Source organism: Novosphingobium capsulatum NBRC 12533, from assembly GCF_001598375.1.
GTDB lineage: Bacteria > Pseudomonadota > Alphaproteobacteria > Sphingomonadales > Sphingomonadaceae > Novosphingobium > Novosphingobium capsulatum.
On sequence record NZ_BCYV01000027.1, the window covers coordinates 20,091 to 34,750 of the forward strand.

The 14,660-nt window shown below is 64.0% G+C and carries 10 protein-coding genes and 2 pseudogenes; 1 reads left to right on the plus strand and 11 read right to left on the minus strand.

From position 1 onward, the window contains the following. The 6 genes and pseudogenes from SCA01S_RS19540 to SCA01S_RS19560 form a co-directional block, all read right to left on the minus strand. Nucleotides 1-2,874 (minus strand): HsdM family class I SAM-dependent methyltransferase, encoded by a 2,874-nt coding sequence (locus tag SCA01S_RS19540; RefSeq protein WP_218016420.1) that lies wholly within the window; start codon nucleotides 2,872-2,874, stop codon nucleotides 1-3. A 49-nt stretch (nucleotides 2,875-2,923) separates the two neighbouring features. Then, on the minus strand, nucleotides 2,924-3,136 hold the full coding sequence (locus tag SCA01S_RS19545; protein WP_206432991.1) for a hypothetical protein: 213 nt from the start codon (nucleotides 3,134-3,136) through the stop codon (nucleotides 2,924-2,926). 239 nt (nucleotides 3,137-3,375) lie between these two features. Next, complete coding sequence (locus SCA01S_RS19550) at nucleotides 3,376-3,525, minus strand: hypothetical protein (RefSeq protein WP_162854508.1); 150 nt, start codon at nucleotides 3,523-3,525, stop codon at nucleotides 3,376-3,378. A 292-nt stretch (nucleotides 3,526-3,817) separates the two neighbouring features. Next, nucleotides 3,818-5,305, minus strand: a pseudogene (locus tag SCA01S_RS19555) (S8 family peptidase); the annotation flags it as partial. Between the two features lie 134 nt (nucleotides 5,306-5,439). Beyond that, nucleotides 5,440-5,853, minus strand: a pseudogene (locus SCA01S_RS22970) (GNAT family N-acetyltransferase); the annotation flags it as partial. Beyond that, on the minus strand, nucleotides 5,850-6,470 hold the full coding sequence (locus SCA01S_RS19560; protein ID WP_008832583.1) for a recombinase family protein: 621 nt from the start codon (nucleotides 6,468-6,470) through the stop codon (nucleotides 5,850-5,852). The pseudogene SCA01S_RS22970 and the gene SCA01S_RS19560, both read right to left, overlap by 4 nt. Nucleotides 6,471-6,595: 125 nt before the next feature. Here SCA01S_RS19560 and SCA01S_RS19565 point away from each other — a divergent pair, with 125 nt between their 5' ends. Further along, nucleotides 6,596-9,487, plus strand: coding sequence for a Tn3 family transposase (locus SCA01S_RS19565; protein ID WP_016746447.1), 2,892 nt, complete (start codon nucleotides 6,596-6,598; stop codon nucleotides 9,485-9,487). A 196-nt stretch (nucleotides 9,488-9,683) separates the two neighbouring features. Here SCA01S_RS19565 and SCA01S_RS19570 read toward each other — a convergent pair whose 3' ends face one another. From SCA01S_RS19570 to SCA01S_RS19590, 5 genes are read right to left on the minus strand one after another with little or no spacing between them, the layout of a single operon-like run. Next, the gene (locus SCA01S_RS19570) at nucleotides 9,684-10,433 is read right to left on the minus strand and encodes an HAD-IIB family hydrolase (RefSeq protein WP_062788371.1); all 750 of its coding nucleotides are present in this window, start codon (nucleotides 10,431-10,433) and stop codon (nucleotides 9,684-9,686) included. Continuing rightward, nucleotides 10,430-12,931, minus strand: coding sequence for a heavy metal translocating P-type ATPase (locus SCA01S_RS19575; RefSeq protein WP_004212886.1), 2,502 nt, complete (start codon nucleotides 12,929-12,931; stop codon nucleotides 10,430-10,432). The genes SCA01S_RS19570 and SCA01S_RS19575 overlap by 4 nt, the downstream gene beginning before the upstream one ends. Continuing rightward, a complete protein-coding gene (locus SCA01S_RS19580) occupies nucleotides 12,928-13,536 on the minus strand; it encodes a cation efflux transmembrane domain-containing protein (RefSeq protein WP_004212885.1) in 609 nt (202 codons plus the stop codon). Before SCA01S_RS19580 ends, SCA01S_RS19575 begins: the two co-directional genes overlap by 4 nt. Further along, on the minus strand, nucleotides 13,533-14,219 hold the full coding sequence (locus tag SCA01S_RS19585) for a ZIP family metal transporter (RefSeq protein ID WP_004212882.1): 687 nt from the start codon (nucleotides 14,217-14,219) through the stop codon (nucleotides 13,533-13,535). The genes SCA01S_RS19580 and SCA01S_RS19585 overlap by 4 nt, the downstream gene beginning before the upstream one ends. Before the next feature lie 3 nt (nucleotides 14,220-14,222). Beyond that, nucleotides 14,223-14,636 carry a hypothetical protein gene (locus tag SCA01S_RS19590; protein ID WP_004212881.1) on the minus strand — a complete coding sequence of 138 codons (414 nt, stop codon included), beginning with the start codon at nucleotides 14,634-14,636 and terminating at the stop codon, nucleotides 14,223-14,225. Nucleotides 14,637-14,660: the final 24 nt, after the last annotated feature.

Genomic DNA, 14,660 nt, shown 5'->3' on the forward strand with positions numbered 1-14,660 from the left:
TCAGAAGCCCTGCGCTCTGAGGTCGGCGAGCACGTCGTCGGCGTCCCGAAGCGCGATGGCGGGCGTCCAAAAACGATGGCGATCGGGCTTCAACAAGAACACGAAGCCGTCGTCGTACAACCGGGTAATCCGCGTGATCGTCAGGCTGGTGCCCCGGCGCTCTTGGAGCAGCGCATCGAGCTTCTGGCGCAGTCCATCCGCGCCGGTCCAATCCACCTCGCCATCACCGAAGACATAGGCCTTGCAGATCGCCCCAGGCCAGCGCTGACCCGGCAGCGCCTTCAGGGCGGTACGCGGATAAACCGCATTGATCTGCCGGGCGAAAACGTCGTCGAATTCGGCAAGGGCTTCGCCCGGCGCGGGCCGCATGACGGCGGCGCCGGTGCCGAGGCGGATGAATTCGCGCTGGTGTTCGACCACATCCGCCGCAACGATCCGCTCGTTCTCGCTGAGGTCGAGGTCATGATCCTCGGGATAGGGCACGGCCAGAACGTCGGCGCTCAGAATGGCGGTGGCGCGCTGCGTGAAGAGCCGAGCGCTGATCCCCGCCACGTAGGCACGCAGAACCGTCGCTTCTCGGAAGAGCCAATCGTTGATCGCGCTCAGCGCACCGAGTTGCTCCGCCGGGGCCGCCAAGCCGACGATCTCGTGCTTGTAGGCGAGGTAGTGGCCGTTCCACACGCCATGGTGCAGATCCTCGTGCTCCTTGATGAGCAGCAAAGGCGGCGTGAAACGCCGCGCGGTCTTGGTGTCCTTGATCGGCTTGTCGGGCACGACGTCGAGAAAGCGCGTATCGAGCCCATCACGCGACAGGTTGCTGGTCGGAAGCAGCGGCTTGCCGACGAGGTGCTCCGCTGGGCGCGAGATGCCCTTCCGGCCGGCGATATAGCCTTCGCCGAAATCCCACTGATGCTTCTGCGCGAAATCCCGCAGAGTCGGATAATCGCGCAAGCGCTGGATCAGGTCGTGGACGCGGCTTCCGCCGAGCAGGTTCGCCCGCCAGATGTCGCGAGACTTCTCCGCGATCGCGTTGCCGAACCAGTGCAGGTCATAATAGTCGATGTCGAAGCCCTGCTCGGCCGTCGCCCGGCCGTTGCGGCGAAACACGGCATGAAGGAGGCGGCTGTCGGCGGTCGGCTGCACCGCCTCGGCAATGACCACGACGACCTTCGGGTCGGCCTCGCCCTTCTTGAAGAGGCCCCGAACCGAGACGAAGTCCAGAACCTCACGGACCGACCAGCGGCTGAAGAAGGACTGACGGAACGTGAGAGCGTGCTGGTTGTAGAGAAAGCCCGCGGGCTCGACCATCGCGAGCACGCCGCCCGGCGAAAGCAGCTCCATCGCCTCGCTGAGAAAGAGATAGGCGAGCTGGTTGTCGGCGAGCGCCCCATGCGCCTTGGTATAGGCGGCATAGCTTCGCCTCGCGCCGTCCGTCGTGAGAGCGGATTCGAACGGCGGATTGCCTACGACGACCGCGACCGGCGCCTGGACCAGGCCGCGCTCTTTGGCCTCGAAGAAGCAGCTCCAGTGGAGCGTGTTGTCGGCGAGCCGCGGAAACAGCTTGACGCTGGAGCGGATCTCTTCGGGCTGGAGAGCGTCGCACAGGCTCAGGCACAGGCTGAACGCGGCCAGTTCGACCGCCCCCTCTTCGAGATCGACACCATGCACGCGCTGGAGCAGCGGACGCAGATCGTCGACATCCGGACGCGCCCAGCCGTTGCGCCAGCGCCAGTGCAGCACCAGCCGCTTGTATGCCTCGACCAGGAAGACGCCCGATCCGCAGGCCGGATCGAGGATGACCCCGTCCCCGGCCATGAGCCGGTCGATACGGTCCCAGCTCAGCGTCTCTTCCAGCATTAGCCGAACCAACGCCGGCGGCGTGTAGATCGAGCTGGCCGCGTCTTTCACGAAGAGCTGGTAGATGTTGCTGATAAGCTCCACCGGCAGGTCGCGGAAGGAGTAGAGGCGCCAGAGGCTGAACTGCCCCGTCGAATCCTCGAAGCCCTCGACCAACCGCGCGTAGCTGGCGAGTTCGGTGCTGTCGGCCAGCGCTGCGCGCTCTGCATCCTTCAGGCGGAACACATGTCCGTTGAACCGCTCTTCGAGCGCTTCGAGCAATGTTATCAACGCCGGACCATTGCCCAGAACCTCGAAAAAGTGGGTGGCGCCAGGCAAGGCGCGAGCGAAGTCGTCCGGCAGAAGGACCGACCGTTCCTCGAGATAGGCGATGAGCAGTGAGAGGATCAGTAATCGCCGCTGCAGCCCGCCATCGAGCAACCTACGCTCGCCCATCTGCCTAGCGAGCTCGCGGACTTCTTCGACCAGTTTACGATGGGCCGATTTCTGAGCCGAAAGCATCAGGCGGCAGGCATCGGGGTCGTCCCAGATGGCGCCATTGCGGATGCGAGCGGCATCCCACCATACTTCCTGCACCGCGATCTCCGCGCCGATCGCCAGCGTGCGGATCGGCCGGCAGATTGGCGTGTCGTCGGGACCGACGAAATCGGGCGCATGCGCGCAGCGGAAGAGCTGAATCTGCCCCGGACCGGCGCGGTAGACGATCGGGACGCCGCTCCAGCTCCACAGCCGCTTGTGCAGCTCAGCGAAAGCCCGATCGTCGGCATGCACGGCAGCATCGAAAACGAAGGCCTGCGCGACCGATGCGCGACCATGCCGGCCAGCTTCGAAAAATACCGCGCGCGCGCCGTAGCTCGCGGCCTTCTCGATGAAGGCGACTTCCTCGGGGGGCCGCCCCGCCGGAACATAGCCATCGACAGCGACCAGGCCATCGACGGCGGGCAGATCGCCCCCGCGCCCGATCGCGAAAAGCCATTCAGCGCCTTCGAATGCAGCGCCGGGTGTGTGGGGCGTCACATCCGCCTCCTCGGACCGAGGGCGGATGGAAGGGCGAACGGCACCACGATCATTTCTGCCGCTTCTTCTTCGAGAGCGCGAAGCCCTCCTTCAGCAGATCGGTCATCGTGATCCCTTGGGAGACCGCGAAGCCCTTGAACTCTTTCTTGAAGTCGGGACTCACCTTGAAATTGAGCGACTTGTTCTCGCCGTCGCCCCCATGATCCTCGTCGGCCGGATCGGTTCGACTGCTGGCCAAGATACGCCCTCCCACTGCGGCCATGTTCCCTCTCGGCTGCTTCGGTTTGGGCAGAAATACAGATTTCCGCCTTTCTGGCAATCCGGAAAGACGGAATTCCTGAAATCTGGAAAGACAGAAATAAAGAAATCTGGATCGACTCCTCGACTCACGCTGGCTCAGGCGGATTGATGGAAACGGCTAAAAACCGTTGTCATAACGAGAACGCAATAGGAACATTTGGTCAACCTGCGGCTTTGTGGCGCCGAATAGAAAACCGACCCCTATTCGTCCAGACTGGCTCCGGTCGACCAACGCTCGTCGCTCGGTTTCAGGAAATACCCTTCCTCGCAACAGGCCGGCGCCAGGGCGTGGAGCGGCGCCTGTTCGTCAAGCCATTCGCCGATCGCGAACGGATCAATCAGGAGAGGCATGTCCCTGCTCGCGCGGCCGACGATCGCGTTCGCGGCGGTGCGAATGCCAGCGCAGTACATGCCGTCAGGCCCATCAGCGATACGGGCGTTGATCCGTGAGGCGATTTGGCGGCTGCTTACGACCAAACCCGGTCGGTCAGATCAGCCACCGCGAACGTCGGCTCCTGACAAAACTTGCCAGTATGACACTCCGAACCGGACCGTCCGGAAGGCGCCATCAATGCGGCCATTTCAAGTTTCCCCAATCGACCCTGAAAGCTGCCCGTAGGTGACGCGAACGCGGATAGCTGCGCTACGCTTCGATAATAACTTCGGGGACGATTTGCGCCTTGACCTCAGCATATAGCTCCGCTCCTGGAGCGGCCCTAATGCTGGCGATCAGGCTGTATCGCACCGCTTCACCGACATGTCCCTGGGCGACGTTCTCGCGCCACCAGCCCCCGGTCGGATAGACGATGATCGCATCGCGGGCGGCGAGTTCGGTCGCCATGCCTTCCCAGATATCGGCATGAAGCGAGCCGCGGCTGCGCAGCTGGGGACCGACGGTCCAGCCGGTGTCCGGCGCGGTGCGCGCCGGCGGCCGTGCTCCGGCTTCCGAGGTGCGTCGACGCAAGAACACGTCGAGCTGTTCGTCGGCATGTTTGAGGTCGAAGCGAAGGCCGTGGCTGGCATAGACATGGCGGCGCGACAGGCCCCGCTCACCAGGATTGGGTTCGATGAAATAGCTGAGTGTGATCCGCAGTTGGACCTGCGCTTCGCCGAGCGCCAGCAGCGTCTCGCGCGGCCAAGGCAGAGCATGGACGGCGAGTTCGTCAGTGACCGCCTTGCCGCTCTTCATCTTGAATGGGACGAGCATCTCCTCGGCGACGATCGTCACGTCGTGGTCGAGGCTGCCCAGCGCTCTTGCTAGTGAAGGGACGCCGAACCCATAACGGCGTAGCAGGGCGGGTTTGCCGATCGCGCCTTGGTTCGCACGCATCGCCGGAGTCCATTCAGCTGAATGGACGATGAGGCCGCGCACGGTCTCCGGCCACAGTGCTGGCTTCTCCGCCAGGATCTGCGCGCCCATCCGGGCCGCGAGCGCCGTCGCCGCGCTCGTGTCCCCGGTCGTCGTGAACGGGCGCTCGGCGGTAATGCGATAGGTGGTGAGCAGGGCAAGATCATCGACATGATCGCCGTTCCCGGTGGCAGGGTCATGACCGATATTGCCGCCTTCGAAGACAACGTCCGGCTTCAAAGGCCATTCGCGGTGCCAGCTCACCGAGGTACGGCTGCGCGGCATGATGTCGCCGGCAAGGCCGAGCGCACTCCATCCGGCAAAGGCGGGATCTGTGATGACGGTGCGCTCGGTGAAGGCGCCGACGGTCAGCACATTCCAGGCTTGGGCCGGGTTTTCGATCGGCATGGTGTCGTTGCGGGTGGGATAGTCCGCTGCGACGATCTGGCCTCCAATATTGCCTGCGGCGACAGCCATGAAACGCTGGACCTCGTCGCGCCCGAAGGTGATGGCGTCGAGCTTGGCCGACCAGGAGGAGGGGCGTCCGCGCCAATGATCGCCAAAGCTCGTAATGGCGAGGCAGATGGCACGCGGGCGGTTGGGAGCGACGATCTCGGCCCGCGCGATCGATTGGGCGGTGATGGCGCCGTAGAGATCAGGATCGTTAGCACCGTGGTCGGGCAGGATCTTGACCGATTCCAGGCGGTGGCGAACCTCCACCGGGCCATTGCCATCGAGCACCTCCATGAGGTCGCCGTAGAGCGCCGTCCCGGACATCTGCGTGCCGTGCCCGCCATGGACTTGATTGCTAGAATCCTCGACACTCCATCCGGTGTCGAAGGGCTCAGTTCTATCCGGCGATGGCTACGCATTTTGAAGGTGTCTGGCCCAACGCGCCGATACTCAATGAAGCCGAGAGAACGCCAAAATCGCTCTGCCGCTTCATTCGCTTCCAGCACGGCCAACCGAATCTCTGTGGCACCTCTCGCAGCGGCCCAGCTTTCGACCGTCGAGTAAATTGAGCGTCCGACGCCACGACCACGCTGTGCGGCATCTACGATCATGAAGCCGAGATACCATGTGCCATCACGCGGATAATCGCGGAGGATGGCCGCGATTGCATATAGGCCGCCAGGCCCCTTCCATCCCAGGACAGCTTGATTGTGGGCGCTCTTTTCGGGCGGCACATCGGAGAAAAGCTCGCGAGCATCGTCCAGCGTGGGCGCGGCCCCGTCCTGCAACAGGAAATAGTCGCTGCAACGGTTGTACAGGTCTGCAACGTCTGCGGCGTCCGCTTGGGTAAGTTTGATCGGGGCTCCCGTCATCATCATCGCGTTTTGGCAGCAAGCACGCGCTGACCGTAATCCCGGAGTTCCCCGTTGGGACCGACATAGCGGTAGAGAGTGACGCGCTCGATCCCGAGTTCCTTGCAGAGGTCGGAAACGGACGTGTCGCGTTGGGCCATAGCAGCCTGAGCGAGCCGCACCTGGGCCTTGGAGAGGGCGAACTTGCGGCCACCCTTGCGTCCCCGCGCGCGGGCAGCGGCCAGGCCAGCCATGGTGCGCTCGCGGATCATATCCCGCTCAAACTCCGCCAGTGTGGCAAAAATGCCGAACACCATCCGGCCCGATGGCGTCGTGGTGTCGATCTGCGCGCCCTTGCCGGTGAGCACCCGCAGACCGATACCGCGATCCGACAGATTCTGCACCGTGCTGACCAGGTGGGTGAGCGTTCGGCCGAGCCGGTCGAGCTTCCAAACGATGAGGACATCGCCGTCGCGCAACGATTTCAGGCAGGCGGCAAGACCGGGGCGATCATCACGGCTACCGGATGCACGATCATCATAGATATTGCCTGGCTCGACACCGGCAGCGCGAAGGGCATCGTGCTGCAGGTCGAGCGACTGCGAGCCGTCGGCTTTGGACACGCGGGCGTAGCCGATCAGCATGGATCACAAACGAAGGTTTGAGGCGGTGACGAACATGAGCACATAAGATTGGGCTATTGTGTATCTTAACCAGCATCTCAATCAAGCTATCTCAAACCGTAGCTCGGAAAGAATAAGGAGCATGTATGCCGCGTCGCGTGACCCTGACCGATCGACAGCGCGAGGCGCTGCTTCACTTGCCGGTCGATCAAGGTGAGCTGCTGCGGCACTATACCCTCAGCGATGAGGATCTCGGGCATATCCGCCAGCGCCGGCGCGCCCACAATCGTTTTGGCTTCGCGCTGCAACTGTGCGTCCTGCGCTACCCGGGCCGGGTGCTCGCTCCTGGCGAGTTGATCCCGGCGCAGGTATCGGATTTCATCGCGGCCCAGCTCGGCCTGACCAGCGACGATCTACTCCTCTATGCCGCGCGCGAGGAGACCCGGCACGAGCATCTGGCGGACCTTCGCCGAATCTACGGCTATCGCTCCTTTTCGGGGCGGGGCGCACGGGATTTGCGCGAATGGATCGCTCGGGAAGCCGAGGCGGCGACATCGAATGAGGATCTTGCCCGTCGCTTCGTTGCGGAGTGTCGCCGCACCCGCACGATCCTTCCCGGCTCCTCGACGATCGAGCGCCTTTGCGCCGATGCGCTGGTTGAGGCCGAGCGCCGGATCGAGGATCTTATCGCCCATCGCATCACGCCAACCCTGAGCGAGAATTTGGCTCACCTGTTGGAGGATACGGTGGATGGTCGCGTCACGCGCTTCGTATGGCTGCGACAGTTCGAGGTTGGCGCAAATTCAGCAGCCGCTAACCGGCTGATGGATCGACTGGAATATCTTCAAAGGTTCGATCTTCCGGCGGATTTGCTGGACGGCGTGCCGGCGCATCGTGTGACCCGGCTTCGCCGGCAGGGCGAGCGCTATTACGCCGACGGCATGCGTGATCTGCCCGAAGACAGGCGGCTTGCGATCCTCGCTGTCTGCACCCTGGAATGGCGGTCATCGCTGGCCGATGTCATCGTGGAGACCCACGATCGCATCGTAGGCCGTCTCTATCGGGCCTCCGAACGCCTTTGCAACACCAGGATCGCCGACGAAAAGGCGGCCGTTCGGGACACGCTGAAGTCCTTTGCCGAAATCGGTGGTGCTTTGCTTGGAGCGCAGGACGATGGCACGGCCCTGGACGGGATAATCGCCACCGGGCCTGGCTGGGAACGGTTCAGAACCCTTGTCGCCACGGCCTCCGCGCTGACCAACGTGCTCGCGGCCGACCCGCTCAGCCGTGTGCTGGACGGCTATCACCGTTTCCGCCTCTACGCGCCCAGGATGCTGCGCCTGCTCGACATGCAGGCGGCGCCGATCGCCACGCCTCTTCTGGCGGCCGTTGCGATGCTGCGTAACGGGATCAAGGTCGATCCGCCGGTGGATTTTCTACGTCCCAACTCGAAATGGCATCGTCATCTTCGCGCTGAGCCCAGCGGCGACCACCGGCTTTGGGAAATCGCGGTGCTGTTCCACATCCGCGACGCCTTCCGGTCCGGTGACATATGGTTGGCGGGATCGCGCCGCTATGGCGACCTCAAGCAGCTTCTGGTCCCGCCACAGGCGATAGAGCAGACCGCGCGGCTCGCCGTGCCGCTGCGACCCGGCGAATGGCTGGCCGAGCGCAGGGCTCGACTGGATACACGGCTGAAGGAGTTTGGCCGCGCGGCGCGAACCGGCACGATCCCAGGCGGCATCATCGAGAACGGCAAGCTGCACATCGACAAGCTGAGGGCCGACACGCCCGAAGGGGCCGAGGATCTCGTGCTCGATCTCTATCAACAGCTCCCGCCCGCGAGGATCACCGATCTGTTGCTGGAAGTCGATGAGCGAACCGGATTTTCCGAGGCGTTCACGCATCTGCGCACCGGCGCGCCCTGCAGCGACCGGATCGGCCTGATGAACGTGTTGCTGGCGGAAGGCGTCAATCTCGGTTTGCGCAAGATGGCGGCGGCGACCAACACGCACAGCTTCTGGGAATTGCTGCGGATCGCGCGCTGGCATGTCGAAGGCAGCGCCTATGATCGGGCGCTCGCCATGATCGTGGAGGCCCACGCCGCCCTGCCCATGGCCGCCTTCTGGGGACAAGGGCAATCGGCATCCAGCGACGGGCAGTTCTTCCTTGCTACCGAGCAGGGCGAGGCGATGAATCTGATCAACGCGAAATATGGCAACGTCCCGGGCCTCAAGGGATACAGCCATGTGTCCGATCAATATGCGCCGTTCGCAACCCAGGTGATCCCGGCAACGGTCAGCGAGGCTCCCTATATCCTGGACGGGCTGCTCATGAATGACGCGGGCCGCCGCGTTCGCCAGCATTTTGCCGACACGGGCGGCTTCACCGATCATGTGTTCGCCGCCTGCGCCTTGCTCGGCTACAGGTTCGCCCCCCGTATCCGCGATCTCCCTCAGAAAAGACTCTATGCCTTCACGCCCAACGCGACGCCGGCCAATGTGCGAGCGCTGGTCGGAGGTAAGATCAATGAACCGCTCATCGAGCGCAACTGGCCCGACATCCTGCGCATCATGGCGACGATCGCAGCGGGGATCGTCGCCCCCAGCCAGATTCTTCGCAAGCTCGCCTCTTACCCGCGCCAGAATGAGCTGGCCCTCGCATTGCGAGAGGTGGGCCGCATCGAGCGAACCCTGTTCATGATCGACTGGATTCTTGATGCCGGCCTCCAGCGCCAGGCTCAGATCGGCCTCAACAAGGGTGAGGCCCACCACGCCCTAAAGCGCGCCATCAGCTTCCACCGCCGAGGTGAAATCCGGGATCGATCCGGCGAAGGCCAGCACTATCGCATCGCCGGAATGAACCTGCTCGCCGCCATCATCATATTCTGGAACACCATGAAGCTCGGCGAGGTCGTCAATACCCGGGCCGCCAGCGGTACCCATATCGCGCCTGATCTACTCGCCCACGTCTCGCCGTTGGGATGGGAACACATCAATCTAACCGGGGAATATCGCTGGCCCAAATCCTTAGCGTAGGATTCCGCCCCCTCCCGCAAACGCCCCCTACGATTGAGAAGCGCGGCGGAATCTCTTAGATTGATCGCTGGAGGCTTTGTTCGCGGAGACGCGCACATTGCCTTCTTTTCGTTTTAGGAAGCGCTGCCCTAAGCGACAGAAGCCAGAGCTTTGACAATGCGGCATTCCGCGATGGAGCCGACCATGTATCTTGATCCTATCGGTGCAGACACGCGATGATGGCGGTCACGACGGCGGTGGTTTCCGCGACGTCGCGCACCCTCACTGTGTCGAGGCCGATTTCAGCAGCGGGATAGTCATTCCCACCGGGGAATATCGCATCCCCAATGAACAGCATCCCGTCGAGCGGGACACCGCTCTCGGCACTCAGGCGCTTCAGGCCATAGCCCTTGTCGATCCCTGCTCTGGTCACGTCGATCGGTGTCGTGCCACCGAGATTGATCGAGAGCTCCGGCAGCTTCGCGCGCAACGTGGCCTGCAACGCGGTCCTCTTCTTTCGGTCAGGATCCCACGCTTCCTTTTCCTTCAGCGGCGCTGCCTGCCCCAGGCCCGAAAAGGTGATCTGGCTGCCCCGGTCCTCGATCCGTTCGCCCCAGATACGTTCGTCGGCGAGACCGGCATCGGTCAGCGCCTGATCGAAGGCCGTGCGGATCTTCGCCTTCTCCGCGTCGTCGAACAGTTCGGCATAGACCGCGCGCCAAGCGCCATTGATGAACCGATAGAGTTTCGTGCCTGTGGTCGGCATCAACCAGAGACGGTCGAGCGCGACGCCGGCAGGAAGGCGCGAGGCGATCTGCTTTTCGAACTGCGGCCAGTCCCCGCCCGAGATCACCGCCACATCCGTGATGGCGAGCAATCGGGCGAGGATTGCGGCCATATCCTCCGATAACGGCCGCTTGCTCTCGGCAAGCGTGCCGTCGAGGTCGAAGGCGATCAGCCACTTCATGCCGCCTTCCCTGCCGGATCGCGGTAGGCGAGCAGCCTGAGCGCATTGATGACGACGAGCAGCGTCGATCCCTCATGAACCGCCACCGCTGGCCCAATGCCGAGGCCGAGGATGGTAGCAGGCACCAGGAAGGCGACCACACCCAGGCTGACGAAGACGTTCTGCCGGATGATTCCACGGGTATGGCGGCTAAGACCGACTGCGAATGGCAGGTGCGCCAGATCGTCGGCCATCAGCGCCACGTCGGCTGTCTCCAGCGCAACGTCCGACCCCGCCGCGCCCATCGCGATGCCGACCGTGGCGCTTGCCATCGCCGGCGCATCGTTCACGCCGTCGCCCACCATCGCGACCTTGTCTTCGCCGGCGAGCTTCTTGATCGCGGCAACCTTGTCTTCGGGCATGAGGTCGCCCCACGCTTCGTCGATCCCGACTTCGTCGGCGATCGCTTCGGCGACTTTCTGGTGATCGCCGGAGATCATTATCATCCGCGACACGCCCATCTCGTGCAGCCGACGCAACGCGGTCTTGGCAGCTTCGCGAGGCGTGTCCATCAGGCCGATCGCGCCCAGGTCGCGGTCCCCCTTGCGGACCACCATTGTCGTGCGGCCGTTCTCGCGCAGCTTCGCGATTGCGTCCTGCGCGCCCTGCCCCAGCGCCGGAATGCCCTCACTTCCGAACATCTCGGCCTTGCCGATCCACACCGTCTCGCCATCCACGCTCGCGGTGACGCCCCGACCGGTCAGGCTCTTGAGGTCGCCGGCAGTCGGCACGGCACGATCGTTCAGACGTTCGCGGCCGTCCTTGACGATCGCTTGGGCCAGGGGATGGTCGCTCAACGCTTCGACGGCGACAGCCAGCGCCAGCAACTCGCCTTCATCGGCGCCATCGACGGGCACGACATCAGTGATGCGCGGACGACCTTCGGTCAGCGTGCCCGTCTTGTCGAAAGCGATCGCTTTGAGCGACCCGAGGTTTTCGAGCGGTGCACCGCCCTTCACGAGCACGCCGCCCCGCGCTGCACGGGCAACGCCCGACAGGACCGCGCTCGGCGTTGCGATCGCGAGCGCGCACGGGCTTGCCGCCACCAGCACCGCCATCGCGCGATAGAAGCTGTCGCGGAACGGCTCGTCGACGACCACCCATGCGAACAGCAGGAGCACTGACAGGACCAGGACGGCGGGCACGAAGATCCGTTCGAACCGGTCGGTGAAGCGCTGCGTCGGCGACTTCTGCGTCTCCGCTTCGCTCACCATCTTCACGACCTTGGCAAGCGCGCTTTCATTGGAACGGCGTGTCACCTCGATCTCGATCGCGCCGCCGCCGTTGATCGTACCAGCAAAAACCCGGCTTTCCGCGTCGACTGCATCGGGCTTGGCGCGTGCCGCTGCGGCATCTGCGACCGGCACCTTGTCGACCGGGATGCTTTCACCCGTGACCGGGGCCTGGTTGATCGCGCTGGTGCCCTTGATGACGAAGCCGTCGGCAGGCAGGCGCTCGTTCGGGCGGACGATGGCAATGTCCCCGACGACCATCTGCTCGACCGGGATTTCGCTGGTCTGCCCGCCGCGTCGCACGGTCGCGGTTTCGGGCGCGAGCTTCGCCAGCGCCTCGATCGCCTTCTTGGCGCGGCCCATTGCATAATGCTCAAGCGCATGGCCGAGGCTGAACAGGAACAGCAGCAGCGCACCTTCGGCCCATGCGCCCAGCGCAGCGGCGCCGGCCGCAGCGACCAACATCAGCGTGTCGATCTCGAACTTCTTCATCCGGAGGTTGTCGATCGCCTCGCGCAGCGTGAAGAATCCGCCGAAGAAATAGGCTGCGATATAGCAGGCGGTCGGCAGCCATTCGGGCGCGCCAGCGACCAGCCTCTCGATCGCGTAGCCGATCCCCAGCAGCGCGCCACAGGCGAGCGCGAAGATCAGCTCGGTATTGGGGCCGAGAAATTCGGCGTGGCTATGGTCGTGGCCATCGCCGGGGCCGTGCTTCTCTTCGCCCGCGCCGTGGCCCCCGGGGCCGTGGTCGTGGCCGGCATGTTCATCGGCAGCGACCCGCTTGCCCACCCTCACCTTCAGCTTGCGAAGCGCAGCGCGCACCTCCTCTTCGGTGGTTTCGCGGCGATCATATTCGACCCGGACAGACCCGCTGGTGCTGGCGCTTGCCTGGACCACGCCGGGCAAGGCGCACAGCGCATCGCTGACCGTGCGCGCCCGACGTTCGTGGTTGATCCCCGTCACCTGCCAGATCGCATGGCCGTAGCGCTCGGTGATTTCGGCACCTGCGGCGCGCACCATTTCGCGCAACCGTGGCAGCGGCAGCTTGGCGGCATCGAAATGGATGCACAGCGCCGCTGGCGTGTTGCCGTCGAGACAGATCACATGCGCCCGCTCGACACCTTCGCGCTTTGACAGGGTTGATACGAGACGGTCCAGGCAGGCATCGGCCGCGTCAGGAAGGTCCGGCAACAACACTGGAATGTCGAGTTCGAGCTTGTCGTTCATGACGACCTCCTTTCGCTTTTCTTGGTTTCGGCGCGCGCGTCGCGCAGGATTTCGACACCGCCCTTGATGGCGATGATGGCGGTGGCGAAGCCGACCAGCAGGTCCGGCCAATTGGTACCCAACCACAGCACCAGCACGCCGGCGATCAGGATGCCGCCGTTGGAAATGAAGTCGTTGAAGCTGAAGGTGGTTGCGGCCCGGAGATTGACGTCCGGATCCTTGAGGCGCTGGAGCAGCCGCAGGCAGAGGTAATTCACGACGCCGGCGATCGCGGACATGACCATCATGGTAGGTCCGATGGGCTCGCTGCCCTGCACGTAGCGCCGTCCGACATCGATCAAGATGCCGCCCGCGAAGATCAGCAGCATGACGCCCGAAGCGACCGCGGCGCGTGTCTTCCATGTCTGGCCCCGGGTGAGCGCCACAAGGCTCAGCGCATACACAGCCGTATCGGACAGGTTGTCGACGCCGTTGGCGATCAGCGCGCTCGAGTCCGCGAAGAAGCCGGAAACGAAGAAGCCCGCAGCGATCGCCGCGTTCAGCAGCAGGACGATCCACAGTGTGCGGCGCTCCTGCCCGCCATTGTTGTCGTTGCCCGGGATCATCCCATCATCTCCTCAAGTGTCAGCAGGGCCAGGAAGCCGACGAAAAACATCGAGCTGATGAGCGGGGTGTCGGGTTTCTCGTGCGCCTCGACCAGCAACTCCTCCGTGACGAGGTAGAGCAGCGCCATCAGCCCGAAGCTGAGGAAGCCGGCGATCATCACCGGCGACAGCGCGGCGACCGGCACGGCAGCGAGCGCGCCGATCGGCAGCAGCAGGGCCAATGCCGAGACGATCACGATGATGCGCAAGCGCGAGCGATAGGTTTCCGCCAGCTCGTCGGTCAGCGTCAGTCCCAGAAATAACACTTCCAGAGTGAGCGCGATCGTCAGCAGGAGACCTGCCTTCTCGCCCGCCACGAAAGCGAGGCCGAGCACCAGGCCGTCGACCAGAATGTCGATGCCGATCGCGGCGAGTAGCGCCATCGGCCCCTTGAAGCGGGCCTCAAGAGCCTTGAGCCCCAGCATGGTCGCGACGCCCGCCGCCCCGCCGATCAACGTCGCGCTGGGCGATGCCTCATGCTTGACCTGCGGCAGGATTTCGGTCGCTGCCGCCGCGAACACGACGCCGGCAGCGAGATGCTGTAGGCCCGCCACGAGGCCAGGTTTCAACTTGGTGCGGCTCGCGACAATCGCGCCGAGCACGACCGCCAGCACAGGCGCAAGCGTATAGAGCAGTGCCTGCATTTCCTAGGACTCCTCCGGGGTTCGGTGGCAGACGCGGATCTTCCCGCGTCGCGTGAACGCGATCGATCCGCCCGCCACGACAGCCCGCGAATGGTCGCCGCGAAACTCGTCACCGGTTCGCTGCGCGCGCAGGATCTCGGTCCTGCCCTTCGGCAGCCAGGTGACGGCCATTTTCAAGCCGTCATCGATGAAGTCGACATCGGCGCGTGTGCCGTCGTCGCAGTACATGATGCGCTGCGCGATTAGTTTCGACGTCAGATGCTTTTCATGCGCCGGCTCGGTAGGCTGGGTCGGCGCTGGATTACACGCCCCTATAACCGCCCCGGAGACGAGAACGACGCCGAGGCGCGCGATCGCCAGACCGGCCCGATTCAGGCCGCACAAGGTTGTCACATTTGAAATCGACGTGTCAGACATCGGTCTCTTCCGACGAAGCGCCCT